1 protein-coding gene is annotated in these 25,486 nt (G+C 74.9%); it reads right to left on the bottom strand.

Annotated elements, in window-relative coordinates; genetic code table 11:
- Positions 1 to 30: 30 nt before the first annotated feature.
- Positions 31 to 25,413 carry a hypothetical protein gene (locus ACN265_RS10450; RefSeq protein ID WP_421407111.1) on the bottom strand — a complete coding sequence of 8,461 codons (25,383 nt, stop codon included), beginning with the start codon at positions 25,411 to 25,413 and terminating at the stop codon, positions 31 to 33.
- Between the last annotated feature and the right edge of the window lie 73 nt (positions 25,414 to 25,486).

Raw genomic sequence — 25,486 nt, 5'->3', positions numbered from 1 at the left:
CCCCCACAACGGCCCCCGGGGCGTGCCGGTTCACCCCCGATCGGCCGCCGGTCGCGGGGTGCGCTGTCGGCGGCGCGGCGGGCTGCCGGGGCGGTCCGGTACCGGGGCGGGTGTGGTCGACCGCGCGCCGGGCGGGTACACCGGCAGTCCGGGGAGTCCGGTGACCAGGATGTCACCGAGTCCCGGCACGACGACGGTGCCCGGCAGGGCCACCCCCGCCAGGACCACCCCCGCCAGGACCGCGCCCGGGGGCACCACCGTGCCCGACGGGACCGGACCGGGCGGCACCGTGCCCGGCGGGACGGCAGCAGCCGGACCGGCGTCCCGACGGGCGACCGGGGGGACGGCGGTGCCGGCAGGTCGGTCGCCGGTGGCGACCGGGGCCGGCTCGGGGCGCGGCCGGTGTCGGGCGTTCGGCTCCCGCGTCGGCAGCATCCGGCTGGCCTCGTCGACGGTGACGACCGGGGTGTCGGCGGCGGCGAGCGCGTCCAGGGCACGGGTGGTGTCGTCGACCGTTTCCGGGTCGGTCGCGTAGCTGTCCAGCGAGCCGGGTTCGGCCCGGTCGACCAGGGCCGCGAAGTCACGGGCCGGGAAGACGTACACCTGCGCGTCGGCCGGGGCGGTGAACGCGTCGGCGTCGACCACGAACCGGCGTACCACCGGGCCGTCGCCGGAGGGCAGACCCACCTGCGCCAGGTGGTCGGCCATCCCCCGGGCCACCCCGTACGCGGTCTCCGGCCGGGTGAACACGGCGACGGGGGCGTACGGGTCACCGGTCGTGAGATGTACCCGCCCGGTGGCCGGGTCCTGGTGCAGGTCGGTCGACACCGGCTCCGCAGCCCCGCTCTGCCGCCCTCGGGGCACCTCGACGACCAGGTGCAGCAGGACCTGACCGGGGCCCGGTCGCACCGTCCCGGGTCCGGTCACGCCCATGGCGGACCGGACCGGGGTGGCCGGGCGGCGGGCCCCGGCAGCCGGCGCGTCGAGGACCCGGTCCGACACCGCACGCGGGTCGCCACCGGGAGCCTCCCGGTTGGCCAGTCGGACGAAGTCGTCCCGACCGGCCGCGATGCCGTCGCGGACCTGTCCGGCGAGGCCGTGCATGGCACGCAGCCGGGGCCGGTCCGGCTCCCCGCCGTTCCAGAGGGCGCTCATCTGCTGCAGGGTGCGCAGCAGCGTCATCCAGTCGGCGAGCGGGCCCGGCGCGCCGGGGATCCCGGCGAGCGCGCCACGGCCGGGGTCGCGGCTGATCCGGAACGTGTCCAGGGCGGCGGTCGCCGCGTCGAGCAGCCCGTCGAGCATCGCCTCCCGGGTGTCCAGGGCGAGCCGGTCGAGCTGCGCGTCGGTGCGCAGGCCCACCACCGCCAGCGCGTCGTCGAGCCGGGCGAGCTCCCGGTCGGTCGCCGCCTGGTCGGGCTGGGGACGCAGCCAGCCGGCCAGCACCCCGACGGCCCCGGCGGCCCGGTCGATCGCCGCGAGATCGGCGGTGCCGGCACCGAGCCCGCCGACCACCTCGTGGTACGCGTCCAGCGCCGCAGCGGCAGCCCCGAGGGCGCGTGAGTCCGCGACCGGTTCGGGGCCCCCGGTGACGCCGAACCACAGCGCCCCGAGGGCCTGGGTCAGCAGTTGCCAGCCGTAGACCTGCATGATCGGCCCGTCCAGCGCGATCCCGGTGGCGTCGCGCAGCCGGCTCAGCTCGGCGCGGAACCGGGCCAGCGCCGCGACGTGGTCCGCGTCGTCCGCCTGGTCGCCGTCGACCAGCGGCGTCAGGTCGAGGTCGCGGTGGGCGGCCGGGGCCAGCTCGATCAGCGGTGTCAGGTCGACGATCGCGTCGAGCGTCCCGGTCGCGCGGGTGACCAGCTCGGCGACCTCGACGTCGCCGGTCCGCCACTGCTGCGCCCACCGGCCCACCAGCCACCGGAAATCGTCCAGCACGCCACGCACCTGGGCGGCGTGGGCCGCGAACGGGGCGGCCAGGGCCGGCGTGACGAGCACCGGCAGCAGCCGGACCAGGACGCCGCCGAGCCGGTGGACGACGACCGCCGCCGCGGCCTCCGGTTCCCCGGCGGGCAGCCCTTCGAGGGCCTGCCGCGCCTCGGTGACGCGCAGCAGCACGTCGTCGCGGAGGTCCCGACCGTCGTGGACTCCGCCGACCGCGCTGCCGGACGTCGGGACGTCGGCGTACACCGGGCCGGGGAGCACCCGGCGCAGGGACAGCTCGATCTGCATCCGGATCTGCTCACGGACCCCGTCGACGACCCCGTCGAAGGCGGTGACCTCGACGATGACCCGTACCGGGAGCATCCCGACGGGGAGCCGGGCGTCGAGCTGGCCCCGGAGGAAGTCGGCAGCGGCGTCGGCGAGGACGCGGGCCACGGCGTTGTCCCGGGAATCGGCGAGCAGCTCCGGGGGCACGCCCAGCACCAGACCGAACTCCACCGCCGTGCCGGCTGTCGCCGACTGCGGCAGGCCGGCCAACCAGGAGGTGACCAGCGCGGCCCGCCTGGCGATCGCGTCGCGGGCGGGTCCGGTCAACACCGCCCAGTCAGCTACCGGTTCAGCCGGGGTGAGCCGCTGGTGGCCCCCAACGGCCGTCGTCGGCGGGGTGTCGCCGAGCAGTTCCAGGTCCCACGGCCGGCGGAGCAGCTCCACCCGGTCGAGAACCGCCCGGACGGCGTGGTCCGCGGCGATCCGGACCGGGGCCTCGACGTCGAGGCGCTCGGGCCGGGTGCGCCAGGTGCGTTCCAGCTGGGCCGCCCTGACCGATGGCACCGTCGGATCGGCTGCCGGAGGCTGCTGCCCCGGCTGGCCCGTCGTGCTCTGCGGTGCGAAGGGCGCGACACCGATCGGTCGGAGCACCGGGTCCACCGCCCGGTACTCCCCGTCGGCGTCCGGTTCGCCGACCAGCGCCGCCAGCAGGTGGAGGTGCCGCGAGCGCAGCCCGGCCCACCGCATGCCCCGTAGTTGGGCCTTCTCCTCGTCGGACAGCGCCGCCCGTTCCTCGTTGGACAGGGCGTCGGTGGGACGACCCGCGAGGTCACCGAGAAGGCTGCCCGGCACGTGCGGGCGGTGCGGTGCGGTGGCGTCGCGGTACTCCTCGCGCAGGCCGAGCTGGTGGGCGAACTCGTGTACCAGGTCCTCCTCTGCGGCGTCGCGACGCCAGTGGAACTGGTCGGTCGGCCCCTCGTCGATCACCTGCACCCGCAGGTGGGCGTCGTGCGGGGAGGCGGCCCGCTCCACGGTCACGTGCAGCAGGTCGCCGAACCGGTTGGGCAGCCGGTACGCCGTCGCGTCGGCGCTGGTGTTGAACACCCGGTGCACCTCCCGTTCGAGGGCGGCGAACATCGCCCGACCGGGATCGTCGTCGAGCCACACCCGCACGGTCAGGTCGGTCACCGGCTGGCCGCCGTAGTGGAACCGGCGGGCCTCGAACCGCGATACGACCTCGTAGCGGTCGTCCTGGGCGGGTCCGGGCCGGCTGACCGGGTCGACCCAGTGGTGCTCGCGGACCGCGACCTGTGCCATCGCGCGCCGGATCGTCCACTCCAACGGCTCGTCGTCCCCGCGCGGCACCGTGCCGGGTTCGGGGCGGGGCGGGGCCGGCTCCGCCCCGTCGGGCCCCAGCGGGTCCGCATTGCCCTGCGGCTGTTCCGGTGCCACGGTCGGGGCGGTGATCACCGCGCGCAGGTCGTCGGGGACGGCACCCGTGCGGCCCTTCTGGTCCGGCCGGAACACCCGCCATCCGCCGAGGCCGTCGTCGGTGGACACCATCCGGGCCGCGCCGGCGCGCGTCGTGATGTCGATGTCCGCCCCGTGGGTCAGGACCACCGGTGTGACGAGAAGTCCCGGCTGCTCGGCCACCGCCTGTCCGAGCACGTCGACCAGGGTCTGCGCCGCCGCGTGCGGCAGCGGGTGCCCGACGAGGACGAGACCCTCGACCGGTGTCGACTGGGCGATGACCGTCTCGACGACGGCCGTCGCCCAGCCGGCCAGGTACGTCGGCGCGTCGGGACCGGCGAAGATCAGCTGGCGGCTGCCGGACGCCTGGATCAGGGGCACCAGGTCGAGCACGTCGGGGTCCTCGGTGCCGAAGAGGGGCGGCAGGACATGCGCCACGTCCGGCGGATACAGGTTCAGGTGGACCGTCGTCGGGTCCAGCAGGTCGACCCGGTCGTCCAGCGGGACGAGCACCCCGTCGGGGTCGATTCCCCGCCGGACCCCCCGGTCGCTGTCGGCGTCGTACAGCGCCGGCAGGAACTCCAGCCAGGGCCGCGTGCCGTCGGGCCAGTCGACCCGCAGCTCCCCCGCATCCGCGTCCCACCCCGGCGTCGCCTCCCCGGCCAACGCGTAGACGGGCCGGCCGGTGAGGTCCGCGAGGCGTTGCAGGAAGACGTAGTGCTCGGGAAGGCCCACGTGCTGGACGACCCGGATCGCCGTCACCTCGTCGGAGACCGGCAACAGGGGGCGTAGCGACCAGTTCAGCGCGTACAGCGGCAACTCGACGGTGAGCAGGCCGGGCGGGCCGGCATGCCGCCACATCGGCCAGAGGTCCCGGTCGGGCAGGGCCAGCTGGAGGCCCCCCGGACGCTCCACCGCCACGCCGGTGACCTGTAGCGCCTCGTCGAAGGCCGCCGCGGCCTCCCGGCGCAGGACCGCTGCCTCCACCTCGGCGGTGGCGCCGTCGACGTGCTGCGCGCCGAAGTACCGGACCTCCAGCACCATCAGCGGCAGCGCACCGTTGGACGTGTCGAAACCGTTGATCACGGTCATCCCGCCGTACCCGAGATGCTGCCGCACGTCTCCGCGGAGGTAGTCGATGATCGAATGTTGCTTGTTGTTGTTCTTTTCGTCGACGAAGGCGACGTTCTGGAGGAAGTCACCGACCAGCTTGACCCTGGTCCTCAGCTCGAAGCGCTCTTCGAGATCCGGGAACCGGTCCGTGAAGATCCCGCGGAACAACTGCGCGATCTCCGTGAAGTTGGCCTGGAAGTAGGCCTGTACCGCCGGGGACAACGCGTCGAGCAGCGTCCGCATGTCCTGCCGGGACAACGCCGCGACGTTCTCCTTGACCAGACCCCGGTGGAGCCAGGCTCCGGCGACGCCCGCGGTGTTGGAGTACAGCACGGTGGCGAAGCCGCGCAGCTCCGCGACGTCCCGAGGGCTACCGCCCCCGTCGGCGAAGTGGTCGGCCACGGTGTCGGCGAAGGACAACGCGTCCTCCAGGTGGGGGCGCGCGTAGGAGGGGGACACACTCGTCGGGCTGCGCCAGGTGTGCCGGGCGACGTAGGTCAGGAACGAGTGGGCGCCGGCGAGCGGGACCCCGATGCTGTGGTGCACCCGGGCGCCGGGCTCGCTGTCCGACGGGCGCGGGCCGACGTTCACCTTGCGCCCGAGCGGTGTCAGCGCCACCTGGGGGAGGTGGCCGGCGGCCTGCACCGTGCCCAGGAGCTGGGCGAACGGGACAGGCCCGGTGAGCGCCGACAGGGCCTGACCCAACGCTGTGATCGCCGGGTACAACGACTCGCCGCCGTGGTGGGCGTCCATCTCGGCGTCGGTGTCGGGTACGACGCCGACGATGACCTCCAGGATGGCGACGGCCTCCTCGGTCCGCTTCGGGCCCGGTCGCCGGTAGAGCTGGCCGTCGCCGCTGTCGCGGAAGTATGTCTTGGTCTCTACCTCGATGACTGCCGTTCCCTTGGGGTCCCTGGCGAGCGCTTTCGTCCGGGCCAGACCGGGCAGCGTCTCGGCGGTGGCGTCCGTGAACATGTCGGCGGCCGCGCTGAGGTCGAGCATCTCGAAGAACTCGAACTCCGTGCCGTGGCCCAGGAAGGTCCGGTTCACCGGCGCATCCACGATCGCCCGCGCCACCGAGGTCGAGGCGACGGGCGCGAACGTCCCGGTGTCGACGAGCGCCGCCGGATCGACAGTGCCGTCGGGATCCACCAGGACCGCACGGGCGGCGACCTCCGGACCGAGGGCGTTGAGCCGGGGCAGCCGGTTGTCCGCCGCGGCCCGGGGCAGCAGCACCGCGCCCCGGTCACCGCCGAACTGCACCCACCGCACCGGATCGGTCTCCCGGTCCAACCGGTACCCCGCGAAGGCGTGCCCGGGGGCACTGCCCGCACGTTCCAGCAAAACGAAGACGGCGGTGCCGGGCACGGCGGCGACGAGCGCCCGCTCGACCTGCGCCCAGGAATCCACCACCGCCCAGTCGGACCGGTCACCGGCGAACTCGCCGGCCCACCGGGTGCCGATCGCGGCGTCGTCCCGGGTCCGACCGACCCGCAGGCCCGGCCGGACGAACCCGTCGATGCCCGGATGCAGGACGGCCGCGAACCGGCGGGCCAGAGCCAGACACGACAACGGATCCTCGGTCGGACGCCAATCCGTCACCGAGCCGGCCGGACGGACGGCAGCCTGCACGTCCTGGGTCTCCTGCACGGCCGTCTCCAACCCCGCCAGCGTCAACGGGTGCCGTCCCCGGCCGGTCGGCCGGGGCACGCCGGCATGACCGCCCGGATGGCCGAGAACGGCACCGTCGGACCCGGCATCACTCTCGGCGTCGCTGAGCACGGCGTCACTGTCCGTGTCGCTCAGGACGGCGTCGCTGAGCACGGCGTCACTGTTCGCAGCGCCGTACCCGGGATCGCTCCCGGGCGTCGTGGGCCGGCGGGTCGCCGGATCGGTGCTCTCGCGCCAGAGGCCGGCCGTCGGGCGGGGCAGTTCGAGCGCCTCCTCCCGGGCCCGGGCCAGATCGAGCACGTCCGGTTCCGGTAGCCACGCCCGGTAGTGGCCGTTCGCCAGGTAGAGCAGCACCGGTCCCTCGCTGATCCGGGCCTCGGCACCGTCGAAGCGCGGGTTGTAGACCGTCCGGATCGACCAGCTCCCGACGTTCCCCTGCGCGTCGTCGGCGGCCTGGTCACGGGCCGCCGCCTGCGCGTCGCCGGCGGGCCGGGAACCGGCGGTCGGGTCGACGGCTGGACGGGCCGACGGGACGGGGGTGGCCAGCACCACCGGGCGGCGCAGCGCCGCTCCGACCAACAGGACGAGGTAGTCGCCGGTGTCGGCCGCCCAGTCCGCCTGCCACCTGTTGACGGTCCGCGCAAGTTGGACGCGTACCCGCCGCTGTGCCCTGACACCCCGGCCCAGTAGTCCGCCGTCGGCGATCACCTGTTCCACCTCGGCGAGCCGGCCGTCGACGAGCAGGGCATGGATCTGGGCGCGCAGGCCGTCGGCGACCCGCAGGACCAGTGGGCGCAGGCGGAAGGGCAGGGTCACGTCGAGGGGCCCTCGGGCGTCCCGCCAGGCCTGGATCTCGTCGAGCTGCCCGTGGTACCCGTCGGGCAGCAGGCCGCGCACCTCGGGCAACGCGCTGACGACCACGGATTCGAGCAGGCAGAGGCCGTTGCGGTTGACGTCGACGACCTCCCCGGCGGCGGGGGGAGGAAGTGCGGTGAATTGGTTGTCGGTCACCGCACGGACCATCGACGGTGACGGTGACGGTGACGGTGACGGCCCGGCCGGGGTTACGGCTGCGACCGAGGTGGCCGGCGCACGGTCGTCGACGACCGGGTCAACCGGCTCGACCGGGTCACGCCGCCCGGCCGCCGGCGGGGCGGGTCGTCCACCGGGCGGCGTCGGATCGGCACCGTCGGTCGGGGGAAGCAGGACCGGGTCGGCTGCGGAACCCCGGCCGAGGTGGCCGGCGGCCAGCGCCACCAGCCGTTCGACCTCGGCTCGGGCCTCCCACCACCTGCGGCGGGCCGACGCCTCCGCCTCGGCGCGCTCCGTCGCGTTCGCGGCGGCGGCCCTGGCGACCGTGTCTGCGGCGGTGCCGGCGGCACCCGGGAACTCGGCGACCAGGGCGATCCGTTCCAGCTCCCGCCAGGACTTCAGCGCCTTCTGCGCCTGCTTCGCGGCGTGGACCGCCTGCTCCAGGAGCCCGGCCACGACCACCCGGTCGACGGGCGCGCTCCCGGGTGCGTCACCGGCCAGCAGGTGGTCCAGGGCTTCGGCCTGATCGACCAGCACCGGCTGCGAGTCGGGCATGGTCACCTGCACGGCGGTACGGCGGGTGCCGGTGAGGTCGGTGTGCTCGGCGACGACGACCGTCTCGGTGGTCCACCACACCTTCGCCCGCGCGCCCTCGTCGTCCAGTCCCAGCCACATCACGTCGGTCCGGTGCCCGGCGGCCTCCTGCTGGCTGGAGTTGCCCGGCACGGAGACGCCGAGCGCCGGCACGACCCCGACCGAGGTGCCGAGGGTGTCCGGCAGGGCGGCGTCGGCGCGGGCCACCACCCGGGCGTCGCCGTGCCGGCCGGCCCCACCGACACCGGAGTTCCCCTCGGCGGGCACGAGCACGGTGTCCAGCCGTACCGCGGTGATCCGGGTGTGCAGGACGATCCGGTAACCGTCGGCGAGGGTGATCTCGTAGGGGCCGGCCATCCGGTGTGGGGTGGCGGCCCACAGGTGGGTCCGTCCCAGCAGGGTCATCAACTGGTGGTTGAGGGTCGTTCCGGGCATCCCGACCGTCGGTCCGGAGCCGACGATCCGCAGCGCCCGCAGCGCGGTGGCCTGGAGTGCGGCGGCTCCGTTGAAGCCGAGCGCCGCGTACCGGTCGGGCACCGGCACGGCACCGTCCCGCCAGGCCAGCCAGTTGTCGGCCGGGATCGGCACCAGCCGCAGCGGCCCGTCCGTCCCACTCACGGTCAACGGGGCGTCGGTCACCGCGGCCGGGTCGGGCAGCACGGTGGCCGGGCCGGTCGGCCGGTAGGTGAGGTTGAGGTGTTCGGCGGCGGTCTCGGTGCGCAGCGGCACGGTGATCTCGTGCCGGCCGATCTCCTGACGGCGACGGTGGGCGGTGAAGACCAGCCGTTGGGACCCGTAGTCGACCGGCAGCCAGGGGCCGGGGGTCTCGACGGCGCTGACCGCCCGGCCGAGGGTGACGTCGCTGGAGCGGCCGGCGGCGGTACGCCCCAGCGCCCCGAGCGCGTTGAGCGCCGCCCGTTCCCCGATGTGTGCCACCGGGACCACCTCGTCGGTGACGGCCTCGCCGGACTGGCGTCCGCCGCCGACCTCGCTGACGGTGCTCACCTCCAGGTTGCTGGCCCCCGCCCGCAGCTCACCCACCTGTGGCGGGTCGGTGGCCGGTACCGCCCGGACGATGATCTGCACCGCCGGACGGCTGAGCAGTCCCGGGTAGCGCAACACGAAGCTCAGGCCACCGTCGAAGAGGTCACCCAGCTGCGCGGCGACGGTGACCGGGTCGGTGTGGTGCAGGACGGTGCTGACGTTCATGCTGGTGTTCCGGTCGTGGCCGACCAGTTCCATTCCCTCGTCGCCGCCGAGGCGCAGCGAACGCAGCCAGCCCAGCATGGCCTGACCGATGGCCGGAACGTCCACCAGCCGGCTGGTCTGGTGCATCACCTGCGCCGCCGGCGGGGTGACCTCGCGCGGTAGCCGCCAACCCCCGGGGGTCGGGCCGAGGGCCCGCTGGTACTCCTCGGCCGAAATCTGACCCAGCAGGGACACGTCGCCCACCTGCCGGTAGCGGGTGAAGGACCGGTCGGGCAGCACCCACTTGGGTTCGGTGAGCACCACGGCGAGGTGGACCCGCAGTCGACCGTGCACACCCAGCAGGACGGTCCGGGACTCGGAGTGCTTGATGGTCCGTTCGACCTCGGCGACGGCGAGGACCGTCTCGCCGTTGGTCCACTCGATCTGCCGCCGGCCGAACAGCCGCAGCGCCAGGGTCGCGGGCGGTTGGGTGGGGGTGCGGGCGGCCGGCTGGGTGGGGTTCGGGGCGGGTGCCTGACCGCCAGGCGTTTCCCCGCCCGCGTCACCGGGCTGGGCGGGGGCGCTGGGCTCGGCCGCCCGCCACGCCGCGCCGCCCCCGCCGACCTCCAGCCGGAACTGTCCGCCCCGGTCCGTGGCCGAGCGGCGGACCGCGTACCCGGCGACCGCGCTCTCGTACCCGTCGCCGGTGAGCGCGCCGGACGGCGTCTGGTCGTGCCCGGTCACCTCGGCGAAGACGAACACCGTGACCGGCACGTCGTCGCCGACGACGACGCTGGGGGCGTGCACCGGCTGGGGTTGCTGGGTCGCCGGTGCCAGCAGCGCCGCCAGGTGGCCCTGGTCGACGAAGGCGTTCAGCCACTGGTGCAGGGGGGTGCCGGGGATGTCACCGCTGAACGCCGTGCCCCGCCGACGACCGCCGGTGCCGGACGGCAGGTGCCCGGCGTCCATGTAGTCCGCGGTGGCGCCCCGCAACGCGTCCAGCAGTTGCTCGCGCAGCTCGGGCAGGCCGTGGACATGGTGGGTGACGGTGTGCTGGGCCAGTGCCGCGCCGAGGTTGCGCAACCGTTGCCGCGGCGGGCTCACGGCCGCGGGAAGGAGTTCACCGAGCGCCTCACGCAGCACGATGCCCGCACCCGGCGCGCCGACCGGCGTGGGCAGCACGACCGGCTGCGGCTGCCCGACCGCGACGGTCTGGGTGAACGGCACCGAGAAACCGAGTTCGAGGTCGATGGTGGCGTCCCCGGCGAAGCGCAGTGGCCGCGCCTGCACGGGGTGGTCGGCCAGCCACCGCCAGGCGTCGGCGAGCAACCCGCGGTACTCGACGATGACCGACGCCGACAGTTCCAACCGGACGTCGTCGGCGAACACGGCGACCGCGCCGCCGCCGACGCCGACGACGCCGGCCTGGCTGCCCTGGGTCACCTCGATGACGTCCCGCCAGACGCCCTGGAGCCGCACCCCGATCCCGGCGGCGCCACCGAGCGCGTCGCTGCCCACCGACGCGCCCGCCTGCACGCCCGACGCGACGTTGCGGACCGCCCGGTTCGTCGCCGCCTGTGCCCGGCCCTGGCTGGTACGCAGCTTCACCGTCGGCTCGTCGTCCTCCGACTCGCTCGTCTCGCTGTCGCTGGGCTCGGGGAGGTCGGCGGTGACCGGGTCCGGGTGGGTGCCCCGCCGGCCGAGGTACCGGGGTGCGGTGTCCGGGTGGCGACGCCGTACCCCGATCCGCACCTGCAACGTGCGGCCGGACAGCAGGTCGCGCACCCGCAGCTCGATCAGCAGCTCCCCGTCGGCGGTACCCAGCAGTCGGGCCGAGTAGCGGCCCACGCTGTTCTGCGTCGAGAGGCGTTCCTCGTTGCCGAGCCGGTCCAGGGCCCGCCTGATCCGGCTGGTCTGCACCTTCGGGTCGTCCCAGTCGGGCAGGTACTGCCGGTACGCCGCGTTGCGGTCGTCGGTGAGCAGTTGCCGCAGCCGGTCGGCGACCAGACCGGCGACCAGTTCCCCGCCGTGCAACAGGCCGCGACCGATCCGCAGCCGGTCGCCCTGCCACAGGTAGTCGGGCAGGGTACGCGGGTCGTCGGTGCCGGCCTCGACGGTGCGGGCCAGCAGGGCGACCAGATCGCGGTCGGGGTGGTCCGTGGTGGGGACCTGGGACAGCGCCGTCACGTGCTGTTGTGGCACGACCAGCAGCGTGCGTACCGACACCGGTTGCGGGCCGCGCCGCAGCGACCGGTACGCCAGCGACCGGGTCACCGACCGGTGCATGCTCCACCGCACCGTGCCGGTGTACTCGGCCAGGTAGAGCCCCAGGACGTGGTCGCCGGTCTCCTGTCCGGTGGTCGTCTCGACCTGCGGTGCCAGGGCCTGCACCCGACGGTCCACGACGGAGACGGTCGGCCCGGCGGAGAGCCGGAACAGGCCGAACGCCCGCCCGATCAGCACCGCGAGGAAGCCGCCCCGGTCCGAGGCGGACTGCACCGACTGACCGGTGGTGACCGAGGCCGCCGCGCGGATCAGGGCCGACTCGGACAGCTCACCGATCGGGGTCAGCGAGGTCAGCCGCAGGGCGGGCCGGACCCCCTGGGCGTAGGCGGGCCGGCGCAGCCACGACGAACTGGTCGCGGTCAGCCCGGTCGCGCCGGGTTGCACCGCGTCGAGGGCGCGGTGGCCGCCCCAGAGCCGCCAGACCCTGATGTTGCTGCCGCGTCGCACCACGTCGGGAATGCCGGACTGCACGGTGGTCGCCAGTGCGCCGTCGTCGACGACGCCCACGACGTAGCTCGTGTCCCGCAGGAACGCCACCCCGGCGCGATCGACCGTCAGCGCTTCCCCGTCGCTGATCGGCCGCATCGTGGCCAGCACCTCGGGCGTACGGAACCAGAAGTGGTCGCCGTCGCCGGGCACCCAGGTGGCCGGGACGGCGGCCCAGGCCGGCGGGGCGGGCCGCTCGGTGAGTTCGACCTGGACGAACACGGCGCTGCGGGTGAGGAACGAGTCGGGTACCCCGATCATCATCCCGTTCTCCCCGGTGGTGAGGGACTGCCCGATCGTGCGGACGGCCCGGCTGCTCAGCACACCACCCAGGACGGTCACCCCGACTCCTCCGGCGGGGATCGGCACCACGACCCGTGCGACGGCGGTCTGCGGCTGCGCCCACGTCGACGCCGACACACCTGCGGTCCGCCGGTCCTCGATGCCGCCCAGGCCGGGGGCGAGCCGCACCTCGTCGGTGTCGCTCGGGCGGGGTACGAGGCGTACCCAGGCGAACCGCTTGTCCCGGCCCACCCGGACCGGGTGGCCGGAGCCGTGGTGCAGGAACCCGGTGGGGTCGGCGGCCAGCGCGTGCAGCAGGGGCCGGGCGCTGGCCATGGTCACGCCCAGTGTGCCCAGTCGCCGGGCCACCCGGGCGGTGAGCCTGTCGCTCCAGGCCGGGTGGCCGGTGTGCGGCACCCCGATCAGCAGCGGCTGCGCGGTGACCGCGGTCCGCACCGCGGTGACCTGCTCCGCCGTGGGTTCCCGACCGGGCACCTGGCGGGCCTCGCCGGTCGCGTCGAGCAGCAGCACCTGGGCCCGGCCGGTGGACAGCGCCTCGGTGAGGTCGGCGTCGCTGAGCCCGACGGCATCGACCCCGACGACCATGAGCTGGGCCGGCACCGTCGCCAACCCGGGCTCGACGACGAACATGAGCAGGTGTCCGGGCTCCTGCGCCCGCGGCAGGTACGCCAGCGCCACCGAGCCCGGGGCGGCGCGCAGCGCGGTGACGGTGGCCTCGACGTCGTGCAGTGGTTCGAACTGTCCGCCCAGCGCGGCGGCCAGGGTGCCGGGGATGGTCTCCGGGGTCACCGTGAGTTGCCCGCCGAGAGTGCGGGGTGTCCGCCCGAAGTATCCGTCGACCAGCCGCACCATGGCCTGGACCAGGTCGGTGGCGTCGGCCACGACCAGCGCCGGGTCACCGGTGGCCCGGGTGAGGCCGGCCGGCGACGGGGTGAGGAAGTCGGCCAGGTCCATCGCGTCGCCGTGGGCGTCCACGGCCAGTGCGGTGGTGCCGGCGCGGGTCAGCGCCGCGGCGGTGACCGGGTCGTCGGCGGCGGACCGGGCGAACACCCCCGGCCGGGCGGGGTCGACCACCCGGGGCACCACGGCACCGTCCCGGTCGTCGGCGACCAGCCAGAACACCCGGCCGGGCGCGTCCGGCGGCTGCTCGTGGACCAGGACCATCGCCCCCGGTCGGCGGGTCAACGCCTGGATGAGCGAACCGGGACGGCCGACGTCGATTGCCACCGGCCGCCCGCCCAGTGCCTGGTGGAACCCGGCCAGGCTGAGCGTGGTCACCGCCGTTTCGGTCACCGGGAGGTCGCCGATCCGCCCGTGCAGGACGAGGTGGGCGCTGACCGCCCGGACCCGGGAGCTGTCCTCGGTGGCAGCGGCCTCGTCGGTCTGCACCGCGTCGACCCACCCGGCGAGGCGGGGCAGGGACGGTCTGCCCCGGCGGACCTGCCGACCGACCGCGAGGCGGGCCGCCGACAGCCGGCGCAGCGCCTCCCCGGCGGCGTGCAGCGCCGCCGGGGACGGGCCGGCCGCGGCGGCTGTGGTCCCTTGCGTCGAGCCGGTCGACACCGACGCGGTGTCGCCCGAACCGGACTCGGTCCCCGCCGCGCCGGTCGACGCGGAATCCGGGTCCCGGTCCGATGAGGAGTCCTGATCCGGCTCCCGGTCCGACGGCGCGTCCTGGTCGGCATCCGACGGCGGGTCCCGGTCGGGGTCCGACGACCGGTCCTGGTCGGCATCCGACGGCGGGTCCCGGTCGGGGTCCGACGGCGGGTCCCGGTCGGGGTCCGACGACGGGTCCCGGTCGGGGTCCGAGGGCAGGTCCGGGTCCTGGTCCGCCAGCCACTCCTGGGCGGGATACCGGGGCGGGTCGGATACGACCTGGCCGCCGAGCACCCGGTGGCCACCCGCGACGCGCACCGCCACCAGCCGTCCCTGCGCCAGCAGCATCCACGGCGGCTCGGTCAGCCCGTCGGGGTCGAGCGCGGTCAGCCGGTCGGCCGACTCGGCCTGCGGCCGCACGAGCGTCAGCGTGCCGTCGGGGGCACGATGGACGAGGACCACGGCGTCACCCAGCCAGACCAGGGCGACCGCGTTGTCCGGCAGCAGCCCCAGGGCCGTGACCGGCACCGGGGCGAACTGCAGCGCGTGCAGCCGTCGGGCCAGCAACGCCGGGTGCTGCCCCGCCGCTCCGGGCAGACCGAGGTGGGTGAGCACGCGGCCCACCGACTGTTCGCCGGAGGGGCCGTCGACAGCGGCCCGCAGCCGGTCCATCCCGAACAGGGCCGAGGCGAGCCGGGCGGCCCGGTCCGCCAGGGTGCCGGCGGGCAGCCCGGACAGCCGGCCCCACAGGGTGACGCCGTCGCGCGGGATGGTCCCGCCCCACTCCTGGCCCAGGTCGTTGACCGCACCCGCCAGCTCGGCCAGGTCGGCGGTGACCGCCGCGACGGCCTGGTGGAACAGCTGGTACACCTGAGGTCCCGTCATGACGTCGGGAACGCCGGTGCCCGGCCGGGGATGGTGGGCCTGCCACTGCCCGTCCCCGGTGCGGACCAGCACCACGGCCGACCGCGCGGCGAGCGCCCCGGCGAACTCCTGGGCCGCCGTACCGGTGTCGAGCAGCACGACGACGGGGAGGCCGGCGGCGGTGTCCGGCAGGATCGCCCGGTAATCGTCGGCGGGCAGCGCGCCGCGCCCGTCGGGACGCCCGGTGGTCACCCCGTCGCCGCTCACCACGCCGGGCTCGACGAGGACGCCCCGTTCGCCCAGCAGCGGGCCCAGCCCCCACGCCCAGACCTGGTCGGGCATGACTCCCAGCAGCGGTCCGTCCCGGTAGGGGACCGCGATCAGCTGCGGCGGCGGCACGTCGTCGGACGGTTGCCCGGTGCCGGTGGCGGGGGGTGTCACCTCCCACGCCAGCACCCGCCGGGCGGGGAGCCGGCCGGCGGGGGTCGACGTGATCTCGATGACCGACACGTCCGCGCCGACCCACCAGGCCGGTCCGACCGGCGGGCCGACCGGCACCGTCCAGTCGGGCACGAAGGTGCGGTCGGCCGGGCGGATCCCGTGCTGGCGCAGCGGATTGTCGGTCACGGGCTGTCCGACTCCGACGAGACGGGCCAGTTCGAGCATCGCGAGCCGCCTGTCGTAGGACAGGTCGTCGGCGAGTTGGCTCGGCAGGGCCGTCGCCAGCGTTCCGTCCTCCTCGCCCAGGATGTCGTGCCTGACCTCGGCCAGTTGATCCCCGTCGATGAACCACCCGTGCAGGACGTGCTCCCCGTCCGGACCGGGTGCCATGACGCGCATCACCGAACCCTCCGGCAGGGTGTACACGTGGTCGTCGGCGCTGATCTCCTCGACGGCGACGAAGGCGACTTCGGTGACGGCGGGGCCGTCGGGCTGGTCGACGTCCCGGGCTGCCACCGTCTCGGCCAGGAACCGCACCGCGGCCCGGGGCAGCGCCAGCATCGTCGGGGCCGGCACGGTCTGCTCCCGGAGCGTCGGGTCCGTGGCGGCCAACCCGGCGATGACGTACGACAGGTCCGCGCCGGTCAGCACACCGATCCGTAGTTCCTCGTCGGACCACGCGTACGCCGTCCACGTTCCGGGGTCGCCGATCGTGGAGCGGGTCACCACCGCGAACACCACGTCGAAGATCTCGGGGATCTCCGCGATCGACTCGACCTCGCCGGGCACCACGATGATCCGGGTCCCCTCGGGCAGTCGCTCCTTCAGGACCGCGACCGCCTCGGCTGCGGGGACACCCGCCCGGACGCCGTCGACGACGTCGTCCAGCTCGGACAGCGGCACCACGGCCACCCGGGCCGCGGCGCGCAGGGAGTCCGGCAGGCCGGAGCGACCGGGCGACCAGAGCACCACACCGTCGCCGTACCGGTCGGCGGCGGGCACGGCCGACACCGGCATGCCCACGGCGAGCAGGGATTCACCGGCGTCGACCGGGAACTCCACGGCGGCCATCTCGGCGCCCAGCCACACCAGGGCCTGGACGTCGTCGTCCGCGTCCGGGTCCACCGCCCAGCCCAGGCCGCGCCATGACGGGTTGTCGCGGATCGTCCGGATCAGGTCGTCGACGTGGTCGGCCGGGATCGGCAGCCCGCCCAGCGTGAGGTGGTCCGAATAGGGCAGGCCCACGTCCGCCGCCCGCGCCGCCCGACCCAGGTCCGGCGTCCAGCGGACGACGGGGCCGGTCGCGATCCGGTCGCGGAGGAAGTCGCTGACGGGCGCGATCGTGGCCTGGTCCACCGTGACCAGGTGAAGCTCCTCGCCGGACCAGCGCTGGAACACCCGGACCTGGTCGACGGGGACCCGCAGGGTCAGCTCGTGCCGGTGCTGGCCGGAGCCGCCGACGAGGACCAGCCCGTCGTGGCCGGCCTCGGCCGCGAACGCCTCGGCCGAGGCCCACCGGTCCAGGGGAAGGTGGAGCTGACCGTCGACGACCTCCTGCCCGAACGGCCGACCGAGCATGTCGAAGACCGCGCGCACCAGCGCGGTCTGTGTCGGGGTCCGGCGGCGGGCCCCGGCCGCGCTGAGCACCACCGTGTCGAACTCGTGCCGGAGTTCGCGCAGCAGGTCCGCGCTGTCCGGGCCGGTCAACTCCAACTGCCAGCCGGGGAGCTGGTAGACGGCGGTCCAGCCGGCCAGGTCGGCGTCGGGCGCGAGCACGCCGACGCCCCGCTCCAGCAGCCGCTCGACGAACGGGCTCCCCTCCGGCGGCGACCGGTCGAGCAGGACGACCCGGGGATGCGCCCGTAACGCCTCGCTCTCGATCACCTCGTCGGCGGTCACCTCCCAGCCGTCGCCGGTCAGCCGGTCGCCGTCGAGCTGCCCGGCGGCGACGACCAGCCCCCGGCCGCGCAGGTCCTCGCGCTGCGGGACGGTGACCGCCACCCGGGTCTCGGACGGCTTCGGGACGAAATAGACGATCGGATAATCGATGATCTTCCGGGCGGCCGAATCGACCAGCAACAACGTCTGACTCGGCGACTCGGCGGACTCGGTCCAGATCACCCCCTCCCGGGTGGACCGGCCGGCGAACAGTTCCTGCACCTGCGCCAGTGCGGCGGGCGACACCGGGGCGAAGCGGTGACCGGCCCCCGGCCAGGCACCCGAGGTTTCACCGATGCGCCGCACAACCTGGTCCCGATGTGCCCTGGCAAGCAGGAACTGGTCCCAGGGATAGGTCCGGCCCGGGTCGAGGACCGCCAGCCAGGACTGGATGCGCGACCAGGGCTCGCTGATCACCCGCCACGTGTCGGGATGGTCGGCGGCGTACCTGCCGTCGAAGAGGAACTGCGCCCAGCGTGTCCCACCACGGGTGGTCTCGAAGGACTGCACCAGCTCCGGACTGGGATCGGTGATCTCGATCAGCACGCGGTGCCTCGGTAGCACGGCTGGATCGATCAACAGGACCCCGGCCTCCCGCAACTCCGTTCGGATGCTCGCGACGTCTCCCCCTTCCGTCCGGGCGAGCAGCAGCCGCACGGGTTCGGTCGGCGTGGTCAGCAGCCCGCTGTCGAAGATCTCGGCGAGCCAGTCGTCGTCCTCGTAGATCCGCAGGGCGGGGTCGGCGAGCAGCGCCTGGGCCAGCTCACGACCCTCGACCGGGTCCGCGGCGTGCAGGGTGGCCCGGGCGAGCGCGCCGTCGAGTTGGGTGACGAGCTGGCTCACCTCGGCGCCGGTGACGGCACTGGCGCCGAGCACGATCCAGTGCACGTCGGCGGGCAGCAGCGTCGGCAGGACGACGATGGCGGAGGCCCGTACCCCCTGGATGAAGCCGGATTCCACCACGGCGGCGTGGTCGAGGTCCGGGAAGAACAGCACCCGGGTGCCCCCGGTGGTCGGCAGCCGGGCCAGGTAGTCGGCCGCGGTGTAGCGGGTGCCGTCCGGGGTGACCAGCACGTCGGACGACCCGGCGTCCAGCCGGCCGGGCTGCACGACGATCCGGTGTGCGCCCCGCCAGCCGTACCGGTCCACGTAGGTCACCAGCACCCCGGAGAGCAGCTGCCAGGAACGCCGCAGGATCAGCTCGCGGACCGGTTCGTGCTGCCAGTAGTCGGCCAGGGGTGTGTCCTCGGGCATCTTGAGGAACGCGGCCAGCCCGGCGGCGTACGCCGGGGTATCCCCGAACGTCTCCCAGAAGGTCTCCCGGATCGCGGCGAGGACGCGGGCCTGCAGCATCGCCCGCTCGATCCCGTCGAGCGGGCTGTCGTCGTGCTGGTCGGACCGCTCGGCCAGGATCCCGGCGGTCTCGGTCTGCTCCGTGTCCTCGATCACGTACTGCCAGGCCCGGCGGACCATCTCGGGCGGGTCCGTGATCGGCTGCGCCACCGGGCCGTCGACGAAGTCGTTGCGCCACAGCGGGACCACGGTGATCAGGCGTGGGTCGACGTCGAGCGACGCCCCTGACGGCGGTTCCACCAGCGCGTCCACCTCCAGCGCCGGCTGGTCCTCGACCGCGGGCAACGACAGCCGGACCAACCGGGTGGTGTCGGCCGGGGCCGCCACGGCCAGCTCCACCGGGGCCGCCCCGGTGGTGTCCGCCACCGTCGACGGCCATCCGCCGCGCAGCAACCAGCCCCGGTGCCCGCCGAGACCGTCGGCCAGACCGGTGTCCGCGACGGTCACCCGCCGCACCGGGCCGGGCGGGGTGGACTCCGCGCGCAGCTGTGCCGCCGCCGCCGACTCCGCCGTACCCTCGTGCCGCCGGTCCGGCGACGACGGCTCGTACGCCGGGGCCGGGTCGCCGGCCGTGTAGTCGGGTGGGGCGACGTACGCCTGCCGGACCCGCTCGGGCAGGCCGGCGAGCTGCGCCCGGGACAGCTGCCCGGCGGGGGGTACGGGGAGCCGGAAGCGGAGCCGGGGTATCCGTACCGGCTCGGCGGGCACCTGGGACTCCTGCATGACCACCACGCTCAGGTGGGCCGGTGCCGCCTGGCCCACGTCCAGGCGGCGGCGTAGTTCCCGCTCGACGGAGCGACCGAACGCCACCGCGTCCGCGTCGTCGTCGCTGACCACGGTGAGCACCAGCGGCGCCCGCGGATCGACGTCGACGGTCGGCGCAAACGGCCCGCCGTTGTGCCCGCCGGCGAAGAAGGCGTCCAGCATCGCCTCGGGCAGCACCCGCCCACCGAGCAGCAGCGCACGTTCGGCGTCGGCGAGCAGGACGAGCAGGTGCTGGCCGGGCAGGTCCACCGCGTCGACCTGCCGGATGAGCGTGGTCATCGTCGTGGCCAGTTCATCGCCGTCCCAGGGCCACAGCACCCCCCGCCGCTTCGGGCTGCTGGCCACCCCTCGCCAGTTGGGCTCCTTGCCGCTGTCGACGGTCCGGCCGCCGTCGTCGGTCCGGCCGCCGTCGTCGGGGACGCCGACCGGGGTGGCCGGGGTGACGAGGGCGTCGGGGACCCAGGCGTCGTAGTGGTCGCGCCCGTTGTAGAGCAACCGCACCGGCGTCCCGTCGCCGTCCGGCCAGAGCACCGTCACCGACGGCGGGTCGAGCCGCCCCTGCCACACCGGCCGGCCGAGCGCCGCACCGATCACCAGGGGCAGCACGTCACCGACCCGGCCACCGTCGTCCGGATCGTCCTGGCCGGGCAGCAGCCGCTGCCAGTCCCAGGTGTCGACCGCGTCGAGCAGGGTGGTCTGCACGTCGTATCCGACCGGGAACAGCCAGGTTGTGGCCACCTGGTCGAACAGCTCGACCATCGCCGGGGAGGGGTCGGCCACCCGCCGCAGGATCTCCTCCCGCAGCGCCGTGTCGATATCGGTCAGGTCGGTGTCGTGGACGCCCGCGCGGCGTACCCGCAGCAGCCGGTCGACCGCGTCCGGCGGCATGCCCGCGATGTCGGCCATCGCCTCGGGCGTCGCGACGGCGACCGCGCTGAGCAGGCAGAGCCCGTCTCCGATGATGCGGATCCGGTCCCACCCGGTCGGCGGCAGCGGGGTGTTGGTCAGCCGTACGCCGTCCGGGTCGGCGTCACCGGCCCGGCTGGCGTACCCGGCGAACGGCACGGCGAACGGCGTGTCCGAAAGGTCGGGGTCGACGATCTCGTCGTTGACCACGTCCCACGCCCCGGTGCCGTCGGGCACGAACAGTGCCCACGGCCGACCGTCGACCGACACCGGCAGATGCGCCGTCGCCCCGCCCACCACCAGGTCGCCCTCGGGCGCGAACACGTCGGTGTCACGCAGGTCGGCCAGGCGCTGCACGGACCGCGCGCCGATCCGACCCGCCGCGCACGACAGCAGGGCCAGTCGCCGGCCGTCCCGCTCGGGGGACTCCAGCATCGTGTGCAGCTCGTCGACGCTCAGTGTCACCTCGCCGGTACGGCCGTCGGTGTGCCGCAGCGGCACCCGGAACCGGTCGCCGGCCCCGTGCACCAGCACCGTCACCCCGTCGGTCGCGGCGGGTAGCCGAGGGTTGCGGGCCATCCGACGCCATTCCCGGTCCGACAGCAGGGCGATGCTCCCCGGTCGGCCGGGTACGTCGTGCGTCACCACCCGGCTGCCGCCGTACCACCAGGTCCCGTCCGGGTCCTGCCGCAGTCGGCCCGCAGCGGGCCGGTCCGCCCGACCGGCCGGGGTGGACCCACGCCCCCGTCGCCGGTCCCGGCCGGTACGGTCCTGACCGGCGCGCCCGGTAGACGCGGTTTCCCGGCGACGGATCCGGTTGACGTAGGCGGGCCCCGGCTCGGTCCAGAGCACCGCCCGGCGGCGCTGCCGCGGTGTCGCCGGGCGCTGCGTGCCGCCGGGTGCCTTCGACCGGCCGGCACCCCGGCTGCTCTGGTCGACCCGCGCCATCCGTGACGGAATCCCCTCGGCCCGCAGTCGCGCCGCCACCATCGTGCCGACCAGCTCCGCCAGCGAGGCCGCCCGCCGCCGTCCGGTGCGGTCGGCCCCCCGCCGCAGCAGCCGGCCGCCGTTGCCGCCGCCCTCGATCCGGACCCGCACCACCCGGGGCCGGTCGGATTCCCACGCCCGGCGGGCCTGGGCGACGACCTGGTCGACGAACAGGTCGAGCTCGGGCAACTGCCCGTCCTCGGCCGCCCGCTGGCCGGGGGCGAAGTCGACGGTGACGGTGGCCACCGGGTCGGCGTCGTCGGGGGTGTGCCGGACCGCGGTGACGTCCCGGTCGAGCCGGTCGCCGACCACCGCCGCGACGGTGCCCAACCAGCTCTGCACCTCGGCGGGGTTCATCGTCGGGCGGGTCACCCCCATGTACTGGGCCGAGCGGTCGTCGACCTGCCAGCGCCGGGCCGACTCGTTCCAGGTCAGTTCGCCACCCACCCGCGCGTGCCGCTCGATGGCCCGGCCCCGCGCGTCGAAGCCGACCGCGAGGCCCGCGTGGCCCTGCCCGCCGAGCTGTTCCCGCAACCGCTCGGCGGTCAGCTCCGGATCGTGCTGCCGCATCCCCGCCAGCAGTGCGCGGAAGTCCCGTGGCCGCATCGCCGCGGCGGCGTCGGCCGCACCGAGGTAGATCTCGCCGTCCTCGGCCACCACGTAGCGCCAGGACCGCGCCCGCGCGGGGTCGAGCAGGTGGGCGGGGAAGTCCGCCAGCCGGTACCAGAGCGGATTGAGGCGTACGTCCCCGGCGTCGTCGCGTTCCTCAGGCGTGATGCGGGCGGCCCGTACCGCCGGCCCGTAGGTCCCGTCGAGATCCGCGCCGACCGGCGACTCGTTCGGGACTTCGGCGACGCTCAGGGAGTCGGGACTGTCGGGGGTGACCGGCCTTCCCGGGGTGCCCGGCACGCCGAAGAGGTCGACGACGACCGGAGCGGCGACGGTGGCAGACGGGTCGACGACGACCGGAGTGGTCGGATCGGCGGCGGTGGCCGGCGGGGCGACGACGACCGGAGCGGTCGGATCGTCCGCAACAGTCGGCGGGTCGGCGACGACCGGGGAGTCGGGAGGGGCCGGAACGTCCCGAGCAGCCTGGCGGTCGGGAGTGTCGGTGGCGGGGAGGTCGGTGGCGGCGGGGGTGTCCGACCCGGCGGACGAGGCGTCGAAGTGGTCACGGTCGTTGTGGTAGACCGACACCGCTGGGGCGTCGGCCGGCCCGTACACCGCGCGGACCCGGCCGTCGGCACGACTGCGCACGCTCAACGACACGTCGAGCGCGTAGGCCAGCAGGGGCAGCAGGGCCACACCGACCGGTTCCGACCAGGATCGGGACCAGTCGCGTACGGCGGCCAGGAGCACGTCGAACTCCTGGTCGGTCAGCGGCCCGGCCTGGAAGGCGTACCAGTCGAGGTAGGTGGTGCGCAGGTCGTCGTCGGTCAACCCGGTCAGGTCGGTGAACCCGTTGCGCTCCAGCAGGGCGATCCGGTCGGCGCGGGAGACCAGGTCGGGTTCCACCCGTTCCCGGTCGGCCAGTGCCTGACGGACCTCGGGGATCACCGTCGGCAGGGCGTCGCGGTGCATGGTCAGATATCCGGCGACGAGATCGATCAGGGCGTCGGCGGTACGGCCCAGTGGCGCGTCGGCGGGGACGGGCACCGCGCCGATGGAGAGCTGTTCGGCATGCCAGCCCACCGCCGCACGCACGTCGTCGGGCTCTGCCAGCCACTCACCCACCTGCGGCGACAGCAGCTCGGCAGCCGCCAACCGATGCGACACCAGCCCCGGCGCGGACGTCAGGACCGCGTAGGGCAGACACCGCCCGTTGGCCGGCACCCGCACCAGGTCCGCCGGCAGCTCCTGGACGGTCCGGGTGGCCGGCTCGGCCGTCGGCACGGTCACCGGCTCGACGGGCTGGCTGGTGGTGGGGTCCGGGGGCGTCGGTTCCGGCCGGGACATGCCGTACCGGCTGGTGCTGGCGGGGTCCACCAGGGCACTCACGGTCGCCGTGCCGCCCGGCGTCACCGGCACCGGCTTTCCCTGCCCGTCCCGCACGATGACCCGGGCGCCCACCGGCAGTTCCGGCGGTTCGCCGACCGGCCGCACCCGTCGACCCTCGGTCGCCTGGGTCTCCACCCAGAACAGCTCGCCGCCGTCGTTGAGCAGGGCGAAGGCGTGCCGCGGGGCGTTCGGTGGCTCCACCAGCACCGCCGCCACCGCGTTCGGGCCGGCGGCACTGACCGGGCCGAGCACCTGCGCCCAGTCGGAGACCGGCTGCCACTCGGTGCCGAGCTGCCTGGCGAGGTCCCGCTCCGGACGGGCGGGGTCGACCGCCGTGTCGTCCCGGGTCACCCGGGGCAGGGCCGAGAACTCACCGACCACCGCCGCCAGCCGGATCACGCAGTCCGCCGCCGTACCGTCGTACGGCGGCAGCACCCCGGTCAGCCGCTGCTCCAGGACGACCCCACGGGCCTCCCCCGGGGCCCCGGGGGCGACGGTCACCGCACCCACCGGCACCGGCTGTGGACCCGCCGCCGGTACGCCCGACGACGCACCGGGTCCGGAGGCGTTCACCGGCTGCGCCCGGGAGCCCGACCCGACCCCCGGCTGCGATCCGCCCGCCGCCTGCGTCCCCGACCCGGCCCCCGACTGCGGGGTGGCGGGTGCCGATCCGCCCGGCCCCTGTCCGCCCACCGGCTGCGGTCCGCCCGCCCGGGTACCGGCCGACGAGGACGGGTCCACCGGCGCGGACGCACCGGGCGCGGTGGACAGGTCCGGGGCGGCGGACACGTCGGGTGCGGTCGACGGGCCCGCCGAACCCGGGCTGCCACCCACGGCGAGCGGGTCCACCGGCACGGGCCCGGCCGGCTCCCCCGACGGTGTCGACACACCGTCGGCCGGCCGGGGCCCGGCCGGGTCGGCGTCGCCGGAGCCACCGCCGGCACCCGGACGGGCCGTCGGCCCGGTCCCGCCGGCCCCGGAGCCCGCACCCCCCGCCGCACCGCCCCGGCCCGCACCGCCCGGGGTCGCGCCACCGGGGGTCGTCCCGCCGGGGATCGCACCACCGGGGATCGCACCGCCGGGCGTCATTCCACCGGGGATCGCACCGCCGGTGCCGGTGCCGCCGGCACCCGCCCCGGGCACGGCGGTCACCGCCTCGGCGTACGACGGTGGTTCGTCGTACGCCGGCAGGCGGACCGGGTCGTACGCGGGCAACTGCTCGTCCGTCACCGGGTCCGCAGGCGCCGACGGGTCCGCCTTACGGTCCCGGCCACCGCTCGTGGCCTTGTTCAGCTGCTGGCCGATGGCGGTGCCGGCGACGCTCGCCACCCCGGAGAGCGCGCCCGCGACGACGGCCGCCCCGTCGGCGTCCCACTCGCCGGTCGTCATGCCGTTGTAGACGAACTCGGTCAGCCACTCGCTGATGCCCTCGTTGGCGACCTCCTGGGCCGCCTCACCCGGCCGGAAGCCGTGCGGGTCCGGGGTGTCCGACGAAGCCGTCAGCCCGACCCGCCGACCGATGTTGGTCGACCGGACCAGCCGCTCCAGCCCCTGCATGAGCCCGCCGAGGCCGAGGCCGACCGCGCCACCGAGCGAGCCGACCTCGGCGGCGGCACGGGTCAGCTCGTTGTTCCAGCCGTCGCGGGTGTGGTTGCGGATCTGGTAGAGCTGCACCAGCCGGTCCATCACCGTCTGGAGACCGATCCCGACGGCCTGCGCCATGGCGACCTGGAACAGGACCCGGGTGGTGACGTTCTGGAAGATGACCCGCATGATCACCCGGCCGACCGCGAGTCGGGCCAGCGCGGCGCCCGGGTTGATCCAGGCGATCGCCAGCGCCGTCAGCAGTTCCACCATCAGGGCGAGCAGCGCCGCGATGATCATCAGCTTGGCGTACTGCACCTCGGTGGCGGTGCCCCGGTAGCTGTCCCCCATCCGGTTGGTGTACTTCGACACCAGACCGAGGTAGCCCGGGCTGTGCAGGACGTAGCGCTCCATCGTGTCGACGAACGAGTCCTCGGCCTGCCCGTTCACCCCGGCCCGGTACGCCCGTACCCCGTCGCCGAACGTCTCGCTCGACGTGGCCACCTGCTCGGCGGCCTGCCGCAGCGCCTCGGCGGTGGCGAAGAGGTTGGTCTCGTCGGCCTTCGGAAACTTCTCGCCGACCAGGAACCGCAGGAAGTTGGCCAGTTCGGCCGAAACCTCGATCGCCACCGGAGACCACCCCTCGTCGTCACGCTGTTGTCAGGTGTTGCGCCAGAGCACTGAAGGCCCGTGCGCCGGAGCA

The organism is Micromonospora sp. WMMD730, from assembly GCF_049178955.1.
Classification (GTDB): Bacteria; Actinomycetota; Actinomycetes; order Mycobacteriales; family Micromonosporaceae; genus Micromonospora; species Micromonospora wenchangensis.
The sequence above is the reverse complement of the archived record's forward strand: the minus strand, read 5'-3'. Positions and strand labels throughout refer to the sequence as shown.